Annotated in this window: 15 protein-coding genes and 2 pseudogenes; 13 read left to right on the top strand and 4 right to left on the bottom strand. The window is 56.6% G+C overall.

The genetic code is table 11. The annotated features are described in order from the left end of the window. The first annotated feature begins 88 nt into the window (after nt 1–88). Nucleotides 89–394: a hypothetical protein gene (locus VGN93_RS04110; RefSeq protein ID WP_327506838.1), complete on the top strand. Its 306-nt coding sequence runs from the start codon at nt 89–91 to the stop codon at nt 392–394. Continuing rightward, a complete protein-coding gene (locus tag VGN93_RS04115; protein ID WP_327506434.1) occupies nt 391–723 on the top strand; it encodes a hypothetical protein in 333 nt (110 codons plus the stop codon). The genes VGN93_RS04110 and VGN93_RS04115 overlap by 4 nt, the downstream gene beginning before the upstream one ends. Before the next feature lie 32 nt (nt 724–755). Here VGN93_RS04115 and VGN93_RS04120 read toward each other — a convergent pair whose 3' ends face one another. Then, nucleotides 756–1,319, bottom strand: a complete 564-nt coding sequence (locus VGN93_RS04120; protein ID WP_327506435.1) for a hypothetical protein — start codon at nt 1,317–1,319, stop codon at nt 756–758. 212 nt (nt 1,320–1,531) lie between these two features. Next, a complete protein-coding gene (locus VGN93_RS04125; RefSeq protein ID WP_327506436.1) occupies nt 1,532–2,122 on the bottom strand; it encodes an SMODS domain-containing nucleotidyltransferase in 591 nt (196 codons plus the stop codon). A 163-nt stretch (nt 2,123–2,285) separates the two neighbouring features. Here VGN93_RS04125 and VGN93_RS04130 point away from each other — a divergent pair. Next, nucleotides 2,286–2,637 (top strand): annotated as a pseudogene (locus VGN93_RS04130) (IS21 family transposase); the annotation flags it as partial. Nucleotides 2,638–3,043: 406 nt separating this feature from the next. On the opposite strand, the gene VGN93_RS04135 reads toward VGN93_RS04130, so the two are convergent. Then, nucleotides 3,044–3,358, bottom strand: a complete 315-nt coding sequence (locus VGN93_RS04135) for a hypothetical protein (protein WP_327506437.1) — start codon at nt 3,356–3,358, stop codon at nt 3,044–3,046. A gap of 22 nt (nt 3,359–3,380) precedes the next feature. Beyond that, nucleotides 3,381–5,111 carry a hypothetical protein gene (locus VGN93_RS04140; RefSeq protein WP_327506438.1) on the bottom strand — a complete coding sequence of 577 codons (1,731 nt, stop codon included), beginning with the start codon at nt 5,109–5,111 and terminating at the stop codon, nt 3,381–3,383. Nucleotides 5,112–5,354: 243 nt separating this feature from the next. Between VGN93_RS04140 and VGN93_RS04145 the strand changes: the two genes are divergently transcribed. From VGN93_RS04145 to VGN93_RS04190, 10 genes and pseudogenes are all read left to right on the top strand, one after another. Beyond that, nucleotides 5,355–6,251, top strand: a complete 897-nt coding sequence (locus VGN93_RS04145) for a hypothetical protein (protein WP_327506439.1) — start codon at nt 5,355–5,357, stop codon at nt 6,249–6,251. A 527-nt stretch (nt 6,252–6,778) separates the two neighbouring features. After that, the gene (locus VGN93_RS04150; protein ID WP_327506440.1) at nt 6,779–8,329 is read left to right on the top strand and encodes an HTH domain-containing protein; all 1,551 of its coding nucleotides are present in this window, start codon (nt 6,779–6,781) and stop codon (nt 8,327–8,329) included. After that, nucleotides 8,319–8,936, top strand: a complete 618-nt coding sequence (locus VGN93_RS04155; RefSeq protein ID WP_327506441.1) for a class I SAM-dependent methyltransferase — start codon at nt 8,319–8,321, stop codon at nt 8,934–8,936. Before VGN93_RS04150 ends, VGN93_RS04155 begins: the two co-directional genes overlap by 11 nt. After that, nucleotides 8,933–9,772, top strand: coding sequence for an SIR2 family protein (locus VGN93_RS04160; protein WP_327506442.1), 840 nt, complete (start codon nt 8,933–8,935; stop codon nt 9,770–9,772). Before VGN93_RS04155 ends, VGN93_RS04160 begins: the two co-directional genes overlap by 4 nt. Beyond that, nucleotides 9,769–10,419 carry a non-canonical purine NTP pyrophosphatase gene (locus tag VGN93_RS04165; protein ID WP_327506443.1) on the top strand — a complete coding sequence of 217 codons (651 nt, stop codon included), beginning with the start codon at nt 9,769–9,771 and terminating at the stop codon, nt 10,417–10,419. The genes VGN93_RS04160 and VGN93_RS04165 overlap by 4 nt, the downstream gene beginning before the upstream one ends. A 213-nt stretch (nt 10,420–10,632) precedes the next feature. Next, complete coding sequence (locus VGN93_RS04170; protein WP_327506444.1) at nt 10,633–12,363, top strand: ATP-dependent nuclease; 1,731 nt, start codon at nt 10,633–10,635, stop codon at nt 12,361–12,363. Beyond that, nucleotides 12,360–13,772: a UvrD-helicase domain-containing protein gene (locus VGN93_RS04175; RefSeq protein ID WP_327506445.1), complete on the top strand. Its 1,413-nt coding sequence runs from the start codon at nt 12,360–12,362 to the stop codon at nt 13,770–13,772. Before VGN93_RS04170 ends, VGN93_RS04175 begins: the two co-directional genes overlap by 4 nt. 217 nt (nt 13,773–13,989) lie before the next feature. Then, nucleotides 13,990–15,669, top strand: a complete 1,680-nt coding sequence (locus VGN93_RS04180; RefSeq protein WP_327506446.1) for an RNA-directed DNA polymerase — start codon at nt 13,990–13,992, stop codon at nt 15,667–15,669. An 11-nt stretch (nt 15,670–15,680) separates the two neighbouring features. Beyond that, nucleotides 15,681–16,349 carry an SLATT domain-containing protein gene (locus tag VGN93_RS04185; protein ID WP_327506447.1) on the top strand — a complete coding sequence of 223 codons (669 nt, stop codon included), beginning with the start codon at nt 15,681–15,683 and terminating at the stop codon, nt 16,347–16,349. A gap of 276 nt (nt 16,350–16,625) precedes the next feature. Beyond that, nucleotides 16,626–17,076, top strand: a pseudogene (locus VGN93_RS04190) (LysR substrate-binding domain-containing protein); the annotation flags it as partial. Between the last annotated feature and the right edge of the window lie 272 nt (nt 17,077–17,348).

Genomic DNA, 17,348 nt, shown 5'->3' on the forward strand with positions numbered 1-17,348 from the left:
AACGATCCGATCGCCATTTCGCGTCTGTCGACTTGCCGGAGTCCATCGAGCCCGGCACAAAGACCTCCGACAACGACGGAGATCGCACATGGCAAATTTTGGCTCCCCCGCCCATACCGCAGCCGTAGGAAATCTCGGCGGAATGATGCTCATCGCCGGCGGTGCGATGGCACTCGCCCACGGCATCGGCGACGCCATGGCCCATGCCCGCCGCCGACACGCCTATGGCGACGCCCTCTCGGCGGCTACCGCGCATGCCGACGACATCGAAGACATCGCCCGCACGGCAGTCGTTATGGTCGCCGAGCTTGAAGCCGAAGTCGCGTCTTTGCGCGCAGCGTGCCGCCAGCGCCAGCAGGTCATCGACGTCCTTGCCGGACGGGGGCGCGCATGAGCGATGTCTCGGATCAAGAATGGAAGCTCCTGCGCTACGTCTACGGCGACATCGCTTACGAGGAGCCCCACAACCACGCAGCGATGCTCGTTGGCGCTCGGGAGAGCGTTCTGGAAGAGTATTCGGCAGGCAGGATCGCGGCACGCAAGGCTGCCGAAGTTCTGGGCCTCCGAGACTCCGCCGACCTCCTCGTAGTCCTCGGGGATGCCGGTCTTCCGATGCCGCAACCGCCCGAGGGCGAGCTCAGGGAGCAGGCCTCGACGTTCGCCAGGCTCTTCCGCGAGAACAAGGAAGCAAAGCCGGCCCTTTCTGCTGAGATGCCAGAATGAAGAAGCCCTCCGAGATTGCGGGCTTTCGGTTTTCATCCGAGCTTGAAGCGGTTCTCGATGTCTTTCTTCATGACCGCTTGCGTTTTCCAGCGGCGGTGGTCGAACGAGGGCCGCGGGGACCGGTTATTAGCGGGGACTGCGGCGTGATCCCCGACGACGGGAACGCCAAAAACTCCGTGCTGCTTACCGTCAACAAACTTTTTGATCTGCCCAGGGCCAGCCTTTCCAAGAGCAGATAGCTCGTCATCGCCCATCGTCAGGAGCATCGCCCTGGCGTTCGAGGGAACGGCACTGATGTCCATGTGGGCACGACGTTGAGGAGGTGCTGCGCAGAACTTGCGGACGGTCTCGATACCGCTCGGATCGATCGTTTGAAGCGATGCAGCACGCCGTGCCTGCTTGAAGTCGTCGAGGATGCCGGATTTCGTAATCGTCGGCTCGTAGTGCGGTAGCGGGCTTCCGCCACCTCCGAGAAGTCGGAACGGCCAAGAAATGACATCGTCGATCCCGCGTCCGATGGCGGGCAGCGATGCCCAAAAATCCTTGCCCATTGTCGCAATCGCCCGAGCTATCGCGGCGGCTAATCTTCCGAACATGTTGTCCCCTCCTTGGTTGCCGGGAGATCGTGGGCCTCGGGAACGCAAGCAACAAAAAAACGGCGGAGCCGAAGCACCGCCGCCTATTGTCAATGGCCACAAACAAAGCCGGTGAATGAGCTTATGCCTTGGAATTACGCAGGACGAACAAGTGGCTGAAGACCGGTGTCGGCCTAACCTATCGTCGCCAGGACCTCGCAGCGCACGGCCGCTTAGCAGACCGGGAGCTTTTCGCGATCTGACCCGTATGCAGGGAACTGGTCGCCAAAGATCGATCGCCAACCCTCAATCGCTGTTTTCGTGAGCCCTCGATTCAGATTGGTTTCGGCAGCGAGTGCGGAGCGATGTGCATAATCGAGTTCGGCGATCATCTTGTCGGCGTCTACCTTGCAAAGATATGGCGCTACATCGTCGCTATAGCCAGCGGGATCGGCAACCTTGCTCCAGACCTTACTTCTCATTTTGTCGAATACAAAACGGGCACCGCTGGGATAGTCGGTGATAGTTACGCCCGACAGGACATGACGAACGAGAACTTCGAGATGGAAGGATCGGAAGAGGTCGCCTCTCTGGCGGTTCCAACACTTGAGCATCTTGATCAGCGGGACCAGCGATCCGACATGGGCTTTGCTCGATGCAGACCACAATTCGACATGCTTTTTCGGATCGGTTGAAAGCCACTTCTTCATATTGGCGTCGGGAATGAGAAATCCTCCGCCCGTTGGAAAGAATCCCGGCACCACGTCCACCTTGAAATCCGAGAATGTGATGGTGACGGCCTGACCGTCGGTGTTGGTTTCCACGCAGAACTGAGCCGGTTAGGCGCATAATTTCCATTGAGAATTGAGCCATGTGACCTTCCCCCAACGCGGTCAGCGACGGGGGCAACGGAGTGATCCACATGGGACTTTTAAACATCATCCGGCGAATGAAGCTGCGCGAGAAGCAGTCGATCCGCGAGACAAGCCGCCGCGAACGATTTACGACTGGCGACATTACCTTGCCGTCATCCAGCGCAAACCCGGTGCCCTGCGCAATGGTGCATCCTTCCTGGAATTGCCGCTGGCCAAGACAGTTGCAAGACCAGATGCTTCGCCGCCCCGGCGGTGATCATGAGATGGCCGATGTCCTTGCTCTCGTTCTTCATCACGACGAGCAAGTCGTCGTCCGGGCTGTGGAGCTGGCACTGGATGCGGGCGTGGCGACCAAGACGCATGTGCTGAACCTGCTGCACCGCCTGATCGACGGCAAGACCACCGACGGTCCCGACATCGACACGCCACATGCGCTGACCTTGATGCGTGAACCCATCTGCAACGACGGGTCGGTAAGCGGAAGCGAGAGGTCGTGCACCGCATACATGGGAGTGTCGCGCTTGCTCGGAGCGGCAGCGGAGATGAATCCGGGCGTCGAGGGGGCTTCACGACAGGGGTCGAGACCCGGCGGCAATAGCGTCTTCGAACCGTCCGCGACATTCGTCCGCCCGTCAGACATGACGGGGTAGCGCCGGCTCGAGAAAGTAAGATGCAGGTCTCATCGTTAATATGAGTGATGCGTTCGGCGGAGACACCAGCCGATAGAAATCAGGGGTGGCGCTGATACTCAACACGCTGATCCTTTTGTGGAAATCAGCAAAGTTGCATCATTACACCTGCGTCGGAGCCAGAGGCGACGCCGATAAGGCTTCAACATTCTGCGTCGATTTCCAGTCCGCGCCTGTGACGTCAACGCTTTTCACTTGTCGTGATATAGATTTGGGTTCCGCTTTCGACGACGATGTGAAGGTCTCTGAGCATTTCGGCAGCGTGGAGCAGTCCGTGATACCACTCCTGCTTAGATATCCTGTCAGCGCCTGCCGCTACCGTCTGGATGTAGACGATGGCGTCCCGCCCCGAGATTGGAACAATCCTTGCTCGCGTACGGAGTTCTCTGATCATCGATATCGCTTGTTCGAGCAGTCTGCGGACCTCGATTGGTGATAGCCGGTCGACCTCGTTTGCGGACCTAATTAGACGAGCGATGATGTCGTTGATGATCATACGCGGATTTGCCTCCTACGTTTCACCGTAGGTTCTCTGCCACGGGCCGATAACACGCCTCGGCTGCTCCCACTTCCACCTTGCTGATCAGGTTCCACCTTGTGTGATCATAGTCGAAGAACTCGATGAAGCACTTGTTGGCACTGAAGTTGAGCCACTGTGCCGCCAACAAGCGGCTTCCAGTCTCGAACTGCAGTTGCATGTATGTGTTTTCCTCCCCGCCTCTTGGAAAGTCGGCTGGCCGTCCCGTGTTGTTGTCCCCGACGAACGCGAACGAACATCCCGTCCCGCAGCCGATCTGGATAACGGAGAAATGCCCAGCGAAGTTGGGGCCTTCACGCATGCCGTTTTTGATGCGGGTGCGGAACGAGTTGAATTTGCGGTCTCTGCCGCGGAAATCCGGAAGTTTGGTTCTGCCCGTGAAGCGCTCCGTCGCAGCGTAACGCGCGGCGTGCGGACGGTTTGCCTTCGATGACAGACCTTCTGTCGCAAAGTCCTGCACTTGTCCCTTGGAACCGCATCTGTGCCAGTCCATCTGGTATCCGGCCTGTCCGTCTTCGCCGTAGCAATAGCCGACCGTTTTCAGTTTTGTTGCAATGATTTCACGATGCGTGCAAGCCGCTACCGATGTCTCGGCGTCACCGGCTGTTCCGCGACATATGGCATTCTGATCGTACCACTGCGAAAAAATGCGGATCGGAGCCACGGCATCCTTGTCCGTATCGAGGACCTCGCCGCTTTCGGCAGCGATTTTTCCTGTCGATGGGTCCCAGGAAAGGAGAAAGCGTGCGGAGCCAGAAGACAGGCCATAGCCGACGTCTCGTTTCGCATACCAGTCAACGATGCCTGTGACGACGCAGTAGGCGGCGCATGAGACAGTCGCCGTTCCCGGCTTTACGTTGTAAGCCCGGACTGGCCAACGCATCACGAATTTCACCTTCTCGTCGACCACATAAATTCGAGACCTGGGTTTTCCATAGAACCCCACGGTCTCATTGTATGCGCGGTCCATGAAGACGAGTGCCTCCGCATTGCCGCGCGACCATGCCTTGTAGTAGGCGGAGACAAAAGCTAGGGCCTTGTCCTCGTTGGTGAGGGGCTTTGCTTTTTCCTCCTGCGCGGTGGTTTCTGAGGTGGGCATGGTGGAGGCTGACGACAGTGTCTCGGGGACGGTGCTATTCATCCCGGCTGTAACTTTGTATTCTCCCATCTCAGCGGCGGTCAGGTATCGCATGTCGTTCGGCGGCACCGATAGGCTGAGTTGAAGAAGTTTCGGGTCTACGCCCATCTCCAGCAGATATGTCATTATCTGCGCAGTCATCTGCTGTACTGCTGCGACTGCTAAATGCCCGTCGAGAACAGTGTCCGCTGAGAAGGACGATTGGTGAACTCCAATCGCGCCGGGCTCCGCATGGCGCACGACGCCACCGACGAAGGCCAGGGCGCAGGCGGAAGCACACTGTGTGGCCCGCAGTTGGAAACTTGAAAGGCCCAGCGACCGGATGATGCGGCCATAGGCGATCGCAGACACCACATTTCCGCCGTCGCTGTCGAAAGTGACTATCCGGGCTCCGGTGGCCGAAATCTCCCGAGTGAGTGCCTGGGGATCATCTGAGAGTGCAAAAGCCCCTTTTATGAGGATGACCACACCTCGATCCGTATCAATGCGCTGGAGTGTGACGTCCGCCCGCGCGGGCATATCAAAGACGGCGAATGCGGCCAATGCCAGCAGAACGATACGCAAGACAGCCATTTTAGTCCCCATATAAACAGGAGCACATGTTAGCAAGTCGCGGCGCGAGTGCAATCTGCACGCGATTATTCTCAGGCTGGGCGGCAAGAATTAGTGTTGGGCACAAAGAGGCTTCAGCGGGACGTCGATGGTCACGCCATATTGGACGCGTTCCACTCTAGTTGTATTTTTTTAGTTGATGCTCGCGTTTTCACATATTCGTTGCTAGGTTGCATCCCAGTTAATCTCGAAGGGGAGGACGGGATGGCCGACATACGGGGAACATTCGAGCAGGGAGGTGCGGCCCTCGGACGCGTTCATGCTAGGTCGAACAATCGGAAGGCGCTCGCCTATTGGCTTGGCTTTCTCAAGGGCATTCTAGCGAGTGAGAAAGTCGAGTCCGCTGAGTTCGCGCCGCTTCACGTCGAGGCGGAGAATTTCCTCAAGCTTCTCCACGATCCAGACGCATATGAACTCATTGAGGACCTGCGGATTTGGAAAGACGAACCGAACGAAATCTATGACATCATAGAGAACATAGTAGCAATGCGTTCTCGCGACTTCGTCATCGATGGCGAGAAGGACGAGATCAATGAGCTTTACGGCTTTTGCGCCGGAATAGCCTGCGACAATCGGATAACCGCCGAAGAGGTGGCCAAGCTACTCGGCAGGCTGGACACCTATCCCAGAATCCAAGGTGACAAGAGGGTAGCCAACCTGAGGAACGCTGCGCGCCGTTCAATCGCGGATGGAAGGGTTACGCCGGAGGAATCGGACGACATTTGCACTTGGATCACCCATCTCGTGGGGGACAGCGCAAGTGACACGGGGATGGCTACATTTGGAAACGTCGGCGTTATCGAAGGGGCGCTGGAGGATCACAACGAGGTGTTCTTCGATGGCCAGATGTTTGTCCTCACCGGAAAATTCACTCTTGGTCCCAGAAAAGCGGTCCAGGGAATGATCTCGGATCGAGGGGGCGAATTCAAAAGCACCGTCTGCAGAAACACGCACTATCTATGCGTCGCTACAGAGGCATCGCGCGACTGGAAGCATAGCCATGAAGGCCTCAAGATCATTCGAGCAATGGAGCTTCGTGACGAGGGAAAAGGTCCGCATCTGGTGCACGAGGGGACGCTGGCACGCGCACTAGGGAGATAAGCGGTCGGACGGCCCGTCCGGCGATCTTAATCTGAATGGTCGGTTCCGGTCCGATGCGCACATCCTTTGCAAGCGAAGCAAGCCTTATACTACCGCTATCAGGTCGCTGAGGCTGTGCCGCTCACTTATTAAACGGCCAGCCTCTGTTAAGATGGAGGCAGGCTAGTACTGTCCGACTGCGAGAGAGAAGAAGAAGATGGGGGCGCATGTCCAAGACGACGAGATGATATCTTGGAAAACGGCCCATGCGCACTCAGCTCTCGGCAGCATCATGCCCTACAAAGGCGGGATTCGCTTCTGTCTGAGAGTGTGGCCTAGCCTCATCTCGCGGCGGATTTGTTCGTTAGAATCATCTGTGCTTCTTAGGTTTCCAAGAATTTTCTGCGGTTGTTTGTGCAATGTCGGTGGCAGCCTCATCGTTTTCCGCATCTCCGACTGAAATCCCCGTGGATTACCAATGTCTGGAGTTCCTTCCGCAATGAAAAGGCGATAGTCTCACTTGCTAATTACTTCAGGTAGCGCGAATCTTGGAAGACGTCACTTATCTTTGGGTTGCCGAAACGGTCTTGAGAAAGCATAAGCGTCCGCTCACGGCTCGCGCACTCGTTAATTACGGACTTGAGGACGAGTTGTTCCCCGCAGCGGGATTAAGTCACACGCCACAGAAATCCATGCAGGCAAGGTTGAGCATGGACATTTTGAATAACGATAGCTCGACCTTCATAAGAACCGGTCGAGGCCGTTTCTACCTCCGCGAACTGCTTGCGCAGCAGGGCCCCGATGATCCCACGGCCTTAAAGGTTTACCACGCGGAGCGCCGGGTTCCAGTCCCGTCGTCGGAGATGGTTCTCTGCATCCCCAAGTCGGTATATGAATATTTCCTTAAGTATCAGGGCATAGGCAATGAAAGTCCGCCCAACCCGCTGCTGGGACTTCAAGATGCCGCCGTCACCTATCTGCCGCGTTCAGTTGCGGAAACGGACGATGAATTTAAGCAGGTTATCACCTACACGATCATACAGTATCAATCGAAGATACTGACCTTCCGCCGAGGTCTTTACAACCGAGCTGCAAAATTCCTCCGAGGAGCGCAGTGTGTCGGTTTCGGTGGCCACGTGAACGAGAATGATCGGGATTTGTTTTCGCTCGACGACCTGGGCATTCGGCAAAACGCTGCGCGGGAAATCTCTGAAGAACTGATGCTGCCGGCCGGCCGACCTCACTTGAATCCGGACGACTTAGAGTTCCTCGGCATACTAAATGACGATTCTTCGGATGTCGGCATCCGCCACATGGCTGTCGTCCTTAGATACTGGGTCGATGACTGGTCTCAGTGGAAATCTGTCGGCCGCGGCGAGGCTTCGATCAACAAGATCAGATGGCTCGACACGTTGAAGGAGACGATAAACCTTTCGGAGTTTGAATACTGGTCGCAGCTCGTTGTCAGGGCGTTTTTCAAGAGCTCGATGGAAATGGTCCCGAGCTATAAAATCCAACGTAAGTCAATATTCCAGGGGCCACACATTCTGTGCGTCGTGGGATCGATCGGATCGGGCAAGTCCGCGACGAGCAATCTCCTGCGTGAGAAGTTTGGCTACAGCAGCGTCAATTCAGGCCAGGTCTTGGCCAAACTGATGAATATTCCTTCCGTTCCAGCCACGCCCCGGGACATCTTTCAATCGGCAGCCGAAGCTTTCATAACTGGCACGGACGGTCCGAACGAGCTCGGCCGTGCGCTTGCTTCCGAAGCATCCAGCACCAAGTCGGACCGCGTGTTGATCGATGGGATCAGACATCCGGAAACGCTTGAGGTCCTCAAACAGCACGCGACGTTGCCGGTGGCTCTTATGTATGTCTATACGCCTCCTGACGTGGCGTTTGAGATGTATAGGGACCGGGAAGGACATGGTGAGCAGGCCATCGACTTTCCGGATTTCGTGAAGCTCTACACCGCGCCCGTGGAGAGCAAGATTCGGTACATGACGGGGGACGCCGACACCATAGTTTTCAATTGGCTTGGGTTTGAAGCCTACGAACGGGCGCTGTCTGACCTAATGGAGGAACTTGATGCTCGTTGAGACGAAAGGCGGCTATGACGAAGGATATGAGGCCATCACCGGTTTCTGGGGAACCAAACCGGGATCGCTCGTCCGCAATTATCTTGCCGACCATGATGTCGTCGGATCACGGGTGTTGGACGTCGGCGCAGGGGAAGGTAAGAATTCTGCCGCGTTTGCCCGCGCTGGAGCAGAAGTGGTCGCAGTGGAATGTTCCGCGGCCGCCATCAGGAACGGTCGGCGACTATTTCCCAGCGAGGTAATCGAATGGACGCACCGCGACGCTGTTGAAATGGATTATCCTAAGAACTCCTATGACGTCATCGTTTCTTACGGCCTGACGCATTGCCTGCCTTCCGAAGTCTTGGCGCGCCGGCTGATTTCCGAATTGCAGGCGGCGCTCGTCCCCGGCGGTACCTTCATCTTGGTGTCGTTCAATTCCGGCAGTCATGACCTGTCGGCACATCCCGGGTTTCAACCACTGCTTCTCAGCCACGCCTGGTTCGTCTCGATGTTCGACGGCTGGCAGTTTCAGAACCTGTCAGACTCCATACTTTTCGAGACGCATCCTCACAACAATATCCCCCACCATCATTCCCTCACCAGATTGACGGCAACTAAGCCATGAAAGCCACCGTTCCATCTGAATTGAAGAAGCTCTATCGCCAAGGCCGGGTCGTCCCCTTCGTCGGGGCAGGAGCTTCGATGTCGCTAGAGTGGATCACTTCTGTATCGGCAGCCGCTCAAAAAGGCCCTTCGTGGTCTGAAATGGTCAGCGAAGCGTGCCGCATCATGGGTTATTCCGATCCCGAACTTCTCAGATACCGAGGAACCGACCTCCAGATTCTCGAGTTCTTCGGGCAAAAGATGGGAAACTTCGCACCGCTGACGAATTGGCTAGTCCGCAAATTCGATGTCGACGATTCTGCTATCGCGGGCTCAAAGGTGCACACCGCGCTCGCGGCCCTGATCAACTCGCGGACTTACTACACTACGAACTATGATGACCTACTCGAACGAGCCCTGCGTCTCGGCGGAAGGCAAGTCAAAGTGGTCGCTCGGGAACGCGACATGGGAGGCACCGAACCAGTTGAGGTAGTGAAGTTCCACGGAGACTTCAACAATCCCGACCTGATGGTGTTTTCGGAAGCGCACTATTACAAGCGGCTTCGATACGATTCTCCCCTCGATCTCAAACTGCGATCTGATCTCTTGAACCGGGTCGCCCTGTTCGTGGGCTACAGCTTCAGCGACGTAAACATCGGCCTCCTCTTCGACCAGTTGAACGAACTGCTCAAGTCCCTGCCGGACAGCGATAACGGAAAGCGTGCCTACATCGTCGTCAACAATCCGTCCGACTTCGAATATACTCTCTTCAAGAGACGCAACATCGAGATCATACCAACTTACGGTGACAAGCGCACCGAAACACTATTCGAGGTCTTAGAGGAGATTGTGGCATGAATAGGCGCACTATCTTCTACGCTACGCGTAGCATCTTCAAGGGCGAGGAGCTCTCTATCATAGCCGACAACAATTTCGTCGATGGCGTGGGCATAGAGCGCCGGATTGGCGATTTGATTGACTTCCGAGTTTCCGCCATTATGACGGAGGAGCCACTCGAGATCGACATCGAGGCAATGGTGCGCCATAAGGCGCGCTCCGCGTACAAGCGAATTCTCGCGCCGTGCATTGTCGAGCATGCCGGACTGGTTCTCGAAAAGAACGCCGATCGCGGCTTTCCTGGCGGACTGACACAGCCCATGTGGGACGCATTGGGGCCGGACGGCTTCCTCGATCGAATAGGATGTGGAGGCGAGCGTGCGACCGCGCGTGCCGTCGTGGGATATTGCGATGGCATGTCGACATACACCTTCGTCGGTGAAACGAGTGGCGAACTCGCGACGGCTCCCACTCTTGGGCGGGGTTTCTATTGGGACGTCATCTTCAGGCCAGATGACGATGCGTCGAGACGTACCTACGCCGAAATTGCGGATGCAGACGGGGGCCTTGAGGCCAAGCTGCGAGTCTCGCAATCTACCAAGGCGATCCAAAAATTCGCATCATTCCTGTCGACTCAGTCTGGGGAAGCGCTCTTCAACATCGCTTAATAAAGTTGGTCGTCCGCGGAGAATTTTGCTCAGTGCACCCCTAGACGGGTCGGCTATGCCGTGGCGAGCGGTTATTCGCCGAACGCGCCTCTGCCGACCTCGCGGGCGTGCCCGTCGCGGCTTCCTATCATTTTCCGTTGCTCGCGGAAGTCGAAGTCTTTTAGAATGCAACGCCGAGGCAGAGACTCGGAGAGCATCCCAAGGAACTGCGACATGCCGGCGATAAGAAAACTCGAAATTGAAAACTTCAGGGGCATCAAAAGGCTGTCCTGGACGCCCAGCCCAGGTTTCAATTGCCTCATCGGGCCTGGCGACTCCGGCAAGACGTCAGTGCTCGACGCGATCGACCTGTGCCTCGGCGCAAGGAGGATATTCGCGTTCAGTGACGCGGATTTCCATAATGTCGAGGTATTGCAGCCGATATCCATTGCTATCGTCTTGGGAGCGCTTGAAGACACGCTGAAGGGCATTGACGCCTATGGGGACTTCTTCCGTGGATACGACGCCACGACGAAGGAACTAGAGGATGAGCCGGGCAATGGCCTCGAAACCGCCCTGTGCCTTCGCTTGACCGTCGCCCAAGACTTGGAGCCGGTGTGGGCACTGGAATCGACACGGGCCGCCGCCAAGGGATTGGAACGCAACTTGAAATGGGCGGATCGGGAACGCCTGTCGCCATTGAGACTGGGTACTGGTGGCGACAGTCATCTTGCATGGCGTCGTGGGTCGCTGTTGACCAAGCTGTCGGACGAGAAACCCAATACGTCCGGAGTTCTTTCCGCCGCGGCCCGTGACGCAAGGACGACGTTCGGCGACAAGGCAAAGGATCAGTTGAAGGACGCGCTCGATATCGTCAACAAGACGGCAAACGCCTTGGGCATTTCGGTCGGCTCCACTGCGACCGCAATGCTCGACACCCATTCGGTCGCGTTCGGGTCGGGCTCAATATCGCTGCATGACGAGACCGGGATTCCGTTGAGGGGAATGGGGACGGGGTCGAAGCGTCTGCTCACCGCAGGGCTGCACAAGGAGGCGTCGAAGTCCAAATCGATCGCTCTGATCGATGAGATCGAAACGGGATTGGAACCGCATCGGATTGTGAGATTCCTGAAGTCACTTGGCTCCAAGGACGCCGACCCGACGATGCAGGTCTTCGCTACGTCGCATTCCCCGGTCGCGCTGCAGGAACTCTCGTATAGCCAAGTCTTCATCGTCCGGCAGGACAAAGTTGGCGGCCGGACCTTGGTTCTTCCCGCACCTGCCGACGCCCAAGGCGCGCTGAGGGCCACATCGCGTTCTTTCCTGTCTAAGTCGGTCCTTGTTTGTGAAGGGAAAACCGAGATCGGCTTCGTCAGAGGCATCGACCTATTCCGCGTCGAGAAGAACGGGAAGGATTCGATCGAGGCAGCGGGGGTCTCTCTTCTCGACTGCGACGGAGGATCGGAAACGCGGCCATTCGAGAGGGCTGCCGTCTTTCAGACGCTGGGATATCGTGTCGGGGTCTTCATCGACAATGACAGGTCCATCCCACAAGCGGAGGCGAAGACATTCACAAACAATGGCGGGACCCTCTTTCATTGGGCTGAGGGCCAGTCGATCGAGGACGCCATTATCCGCTCAGCGACTGACACGACCATCCTTGACATCTTGAAGGCCGCCGAGCGGGTGAATCCGGATGACCTTGAGCTCCTGGACAGCAAGATGAAATCGGCGTCGGGTAACCAGCTTGATTTTGAGAGCGCGAAATCAATCGCCGAGGTGGTTGGCCTACTGCCGGAACAGAAGGCATGGATTGCCAAAGCGGCAGGTGGCAAGAAGGGTTGGTTCAAGGACATTGGGAGAATGGAGTCCTTGGCCAGGGAGGTGATTGGGCCGCAATTCAAAGACTTCGATGAGCCCTTCAAGACGGTCGTCAAGTCGATTGTCATGTGGGCGACCCAATGAAAGAGGTCCCGGACCTCCTAACGATTGATCGAGGATGTGTCAGCGCTCCGGCCGGATGCGGCAAGACACATCTGATTGCGTCCACGCTCGCTCGGCATCGCGGCCCGAAGCCAATTCTGGTCCTGACACATACCAATGCAGGCGTCGCGGCGCTGAAGAAGCGGCTCGACGGACTCTCCGTTCCGACCCGGAACTATCGTCTGGCGACCATCGACGGATGGGCGCTGCAGTTGATTTCCACCTTCCCGCTGCGCAGCGGACATGATCCCATCCTCCTCGAGTTGAAGTCGCCGGGAAGCGACTATCCGACGCTCAAGGCCCACGCGTTGTCTATCCTGACCGAAGGCCATATCGACGATGTCGTCAGGGCCAGCTATTCGCGCCTTTTCGTTGACGAGTACCAAGACTGCATGAAGCCCCAGCATGACATCGTCGTAGCTTTGGCCGGGCTGCTTCCTACCTGCGTCCTCGGAGACGACTTGCAATGCATTTTCGGATGGACCGGCCCTAAAGTAGATTGGCTGTCGAAGGTTCTAAAGTTCTTCCCGCTCATCGCGGAGCTCGACGTCCCCCACCGCTGGAACAACGCGGGATGTCATGACCTCGGTCAATGGCTGTTCGATATTCGCCCCCTGCTGCGCGCGGGCTTGCCCATCGACTTGTCGACAGCGCCGAAAGAAGTCGAGTGGGTGGAAATCTCAGGCCCCAAGGACTCGACCACACTGTTGAAAGCGGCCCGAAGCGCGCCGCCCAACCCGGGCGGCTCGGTCCTTATCCTCTGCGCCGGCCACAACAAGAAGAGGCAACAGGATGTCGCCCGGCATACTCCGGGGGCGGTGGTAGTGGAGAACGTCGACCTTACCGACTTTATCACGTTCGCCGAGACGTTCTCCTTCGACGCCATAGCGGCGACGGACGGCCTGATCGATTTCGCCACATCTGTCATGACGGGCGTTGACGGGTCGCACATGAAAGCCAGGATCAATTCGCTTCGAAACGGTACGGCGACGAAAGCGGCGTCCGACGCGGAACAGGCCGCATTGGATTTCGCGTCGCATCCCTCTCCGGCGAGTGCGAACGCCATGTTAGTGGAAATAAATAAGCAAGGAGGCGTGAGACCGCATCGTCCAGCGATCCTATCGGCCTGCCTTAGAACGCTGAATTCATGTGACGACGCCGAAGGGTTTCACGAACTCGCAATGGCCGTGCGTGAGCAGCAAAGAGTGGTAGGGCGCGAAATCAAAGGGAGAGCGGTTGGCAGCACCCTACTATTGAAAGGGCTCGAAGCGGATGTCGCGGTGCTTCTGGACACGTCGTCATTTTCTGCACAGAACCTTTATGTCGCTCTCACGCGAGGTGCCCGTAAGATCGTCGTATGCTCCGAAACCTGCATAATCAAACCCAAATGATCGAGTTGATTGCACACAAACATCGCCACTTGAGGTCGTCACGTTCCCAAAGCGCACATAAGAAGCCAATCCGTTGTCGATAGTAGCATATCGCCGTGCCAATCTTACTTCGCAATTAAGTGGGCCGAGCGAATATTTCTCCTTGCGCCATTTGGCGTCTTGAACACGCAACCTGAAGTCGCTCTAGAAGAACATCTTTGTAGGTGGAAAAAATATCGTGGTAATAAGGTCCGAGGCGGCGCGGTATAGAAGATTTCTTGATTTTGGCTACTTCGCCCCCGAGCTTCCTCCTTGTTTCTCTTCGCGGGGGTTCGGCGCGAAGGGAGCCTCCCTGCTCGCCGAGATAAAACGGCTGCCCAAGGTTCAAGGTAAGCCTGCTTATCGCAAGTTCGTGTCGGAGAAAGCCACCTTTTACCATCCAAGGTTCAACAACACCGACCGTCTTCACTCCGTCGTTAATCCAATCTCTCATCTACTCCTTTCGAGTCTTGTCGCGAAGCATTTCCACAAGCTGAAAAATGTCGAACGAGAGTCCGGTTATTCCCTGTCACCGTCCGTATTCGATTGGAGCGGGCAACGAGCGCTTCCGCGACCGGTCTTCTCGAAGCGGGATGAATTCACATCCCAGTTGTCACCGCGCTTCGAATACACCGTCACCACAGACGTCCGAGCGTTCTATCCCTCCGTCCACACGGGATCGATCTCATGGGCCGTACACGGCCGCGGCGCGAGCAAGCAGCTCTTGCCCGCCCTCTTTGCCAATGAGATTGGCCTTATTATTCGCAATGGTCAGGACGGACACACCACTGGGCTTCCCGTAGGTCCCGACACATCGCGGATATTGGCCGAAGTTGTCGCTTCCCGGATTGATACGGATATCGACGAAGCGTTGAATATGAAAACGGGCGATGCCGCGCGTTTCGTCGACGACTTTACTTTCGGCTGCAATTCGGTCGAGGAAGGTCGGCGAATAGTCGCGGAGGTCAGACGCGCTGCGGCAGCGTTCGAACTTGATATAGGTAAAGATAAAACGAGTATAGAGCCAACTAACCATCTCGCTTACGTCGGATGGGAGGCTTACCTGAAGTCCCATCTACCGCAGGGCGATCTGGACAAGGCATCCTTTGAGCGCTTTTTCTACGTTGTACACGACATGACGAAGCGCCACGCGAACCTTAATGTAGAGAGGTACGCTATGTCAAATTGCCGCAAAGCATTCGTAGCGAGCGAGGATTGGAATTTTCTCCAGGAGCATATCGTCTCTTCATACCGAAAAAACTCGACTTTGATCGAAAACCTTGTTGAGATCGTCCTTTTCCGACACAAGGCGCATAACGACGTCGATATGGCGGCCCTCTCCGATTTCATCGCCGCCCGCCTCCCGGTGCTGGGCGCAAGCCAAAGGACCGGCGAAATCCTCTGGCTGCTTTATCTGGCATGCTCTCTCAGGATCAAGATCAATGCAGACGCGCTATCGATGTGTTTGCGAATGCCCAACGCTTTGATCGCCATCTTGGTCACGCACGCCGAGGCCGAAGGCTTGATCGAGGGCGCGATCGACAGGTCGTTCTGGCGGTCCTATGCCAATAAGAAGGGTCTGAGATCGACCATGTTTCTTTTCGCCTACGAAGCAGCGGTGAAAGGATGGGAGAAGGACGGTGCATATTGTGAAAGCGACGAATACTACGGTCTCTTACATAGGGAAAAACTCTCCTTTTTCGACGTTGCGCGCACCGCGAAGGACCTCTCGCAGGTGCTGAAGGAACGTCAAAAAGAAAATCATTTTTCGCGTGTTCACGCTGCTTGGAACGAGTTCACACCCGATCCCGACGACGACCTCGATGACTTAGACGTAAGCGACTTCGAAATGCCGCCCGTAGACCCGAACACTTATTAGGTCCCACAAAAATGACCATCGATCAGATGAACACCGCTGTGAATGCTTCCGAGCCCGCCGCAAAGACGCTCGACTATTATAGGTATCTCGCGGAGAACGTGATGGCGGGAACGAGAGGTGCGAGGTTCACCGCAGCTCGACTTCTTGTCCTGAAGGAGCGGGTGAGCCTAGTCATCCAGTGCGTTTTAACTGTGCTGTTGATTGGAGTGTCAGTCTACCTTCTCGCTTACCCAGGTGTTGATGAAACTGATGCAAGGAGGCTGGGCCTCATCTCGACGATGTCCTCTGTATCCATCCTGGCGATCGTACTTTTCGAGTATGCGCTCGGGCGCGGGTTGTTGGCTTCCAAGCTCCACGACAGCGCGTTGAGAGCAACCGCCCTCATGCGCACGGTTGAGCGCGAGCTCGCCGCTTCGGAGCCTTCGTTGACAGTATTAGCACAGACTGCCGAAGCCTACGAACAGGAGAATATCTTGACGAACGTGAACCACTCGGCAGTGGATTTTACGTTGCACCGATACTCGCGAGCCAAATCCAAGTGTGCCCCGGTTAATTTCTTCTATCAGATAAGAAGCATCGTCGCCCAAGCTCTCGTTGTCGCGCTCGCGGTGTGGCCGGGGCTGCTTACCTTGGGGGTAGTCGGCTACCAGACCTTCGCCTTCCTGGCCTCAAGGCCTTAGCAAAGCGGCGGTAGATTAGTGGGTCACTGACACATGAAGCTGTACGACGTCTGTCGCCAGCCTCGCGGCGATCGGGTCCTTCAAAAGGCATGATCGATGATATCATGTCGGCGTCGGAAACGGTTCGCTATCTAATGGCTGTGCTTGCTGCCGGGTCGCTTTGACAATCAGTCTCGGCTTCTATCAGACGTAGGCGATCCACCTCCTGAAGCTCAGCGCCGCATAGAAAACCGTGATCCCGCCGAACCCGGCCTGGCGTAGAAACCTACTTCGTCCTTGGGCGAGAACCTCGACAAGGACATGACCGTCGTGCGCATTGGCCCGGATTGGCGTCTCGTTGCGTTTGGCGCGCCCCTCGTATTTCGAGAGCCATCCCGTTCCCGAAGTTCCGCAGGACTTGGTGGAGCACGTCTGCATCAACACTCGACAATCCCGATCGGGCGGTTTCTATGCATGGGAGTTCGGGAAGGAGGGGCGCGAACTACGCGTTCGCGTCGACGGACAGATCACGTGAACAGGTAGATGGCGCAAAACGAAGCAGCCGTGGCGGGCTACGGTATCGCCTACGTCCCGGAGTGGAACGCCAGATCGCCGACGGGAGCTCACTCAGGTTTTGGACGACTGGTGGCCTATGTTCACGGTCTACTACCTCTACTATCCCAGCCGACGTCAGAACTCGGTGGCGTTCCTGCTAATCATCAACGCTTCGCGGTTTCGGGCCGAGTGACGTCATAGTGAGCCTGTCTGCTTTTGGCGCTTCAGCGCCATGGCGGCATCCGGCCAATCGTGGACAGCCTCCACCAAAACGGTTCAACCTCGGTAGCACATTGACACGCCTGTCAGCCGACGCAACCGAGCCGCAGACCTCATCATCAATTACGCGGCCTCAGCGGCTGGCCGGCAAGTAGCGTTAAAATAAAGCGTTTGATGGCCTGTCCGCACTTAGCCCGCGGTTCAGCTGCGCCTGATATAGTAGAAGTTGATATTCTACCTACTGGA

The sequence above is a fragment of the Shinella sp. genome (assembly GCF_035998705.1).
Classification (GTDB): Bacteria; Pseudomonadota; Alphaproteobacteria; order Rhizobiales; family Rhizobiaceae; genus Shinella.

Coding starts and splice junctions, on each gene's coding strand:
- VGN93_RS04160 (WP_327506442.1), top strand. CDS start 8,933: ATGAAAGCCACCGTTCCATCTGAATTGAAGAAGCTCTATCGCCAAGGC.
- VGN93_RS04145 (WP_327506439.1), top strand. CDS start 5,355: ATGGCCGACATACGGGGAACATTCGAGCAGGGAGGTGCGGCCCTCGGA.
- VGN93_RS04120 (WP_327506435.1), bottom strand. CDS start 1,319: ATGTTCGGAAGATTAGCCGCCGCGATAGCTCGGGCGATTGCGACAATG.
- VGN93_RS04115 (WP_327506434.1), top strand. CDS start 391: ATGAGCGATGTCTCGGATCAAGAATGGAAGCTCCTGCGCTACGTCTAC.
- VGN93_RS04140 (WP_327506438.1), bottom strand. CDS start 5,111: ATGGCTGTCTTGCGTATCGTTCTGCTGGCATTGGCCGCATTCGCCGTC.
- VGN93_RS04185 (WP_327506447.1), top strand. CDS start 15,681: ATGACCATCGATCAGATGAACACCGCTGTGAATGCTTCCGAGCCCGCC.
- VGN93_RS04165 (WP_327506443.1), top strand. CDS start 9,769: ATGAATAGGCGCACTATCTTCTACGCTACGCGTAGCATCTTCAAGGGC.
- VGN93_RS04110 (WP_327506838.1), top strand. CDS start 89: ATGGCAAATTTTGGCTCCCCCGCCCATACCGCAGCCGTAGGAAATCTC.
- VGN93_RS04175 (WP_327506445.1), top strand. CDS start 12,360: ATGAAAGAGGTCCCGGACCTCCTAACGATTGATCGAGGATGTGTCAGC.
- VGN93_RS04170 (WP_327506444.1), top strand. CDS start 10,633: ATGCCGGCGATAAGAAAACTCGAAATTGAAAACTTCAGGGGCATCAAA.
- VGN93_RS04155 (WP_327506441.1), top strand. CDS start 8,319: ATGCTCGTTGAGACGAAAGGCGGCTATGACGAAGGATATGAGGCCATC.
- VGN93_RS04135 (WP_327506437.1), bottom strand. CDS start 3,358: ATGATCATCAACGACATCATCGCTCGTCTAATTAGGTCCGCAAACGAG.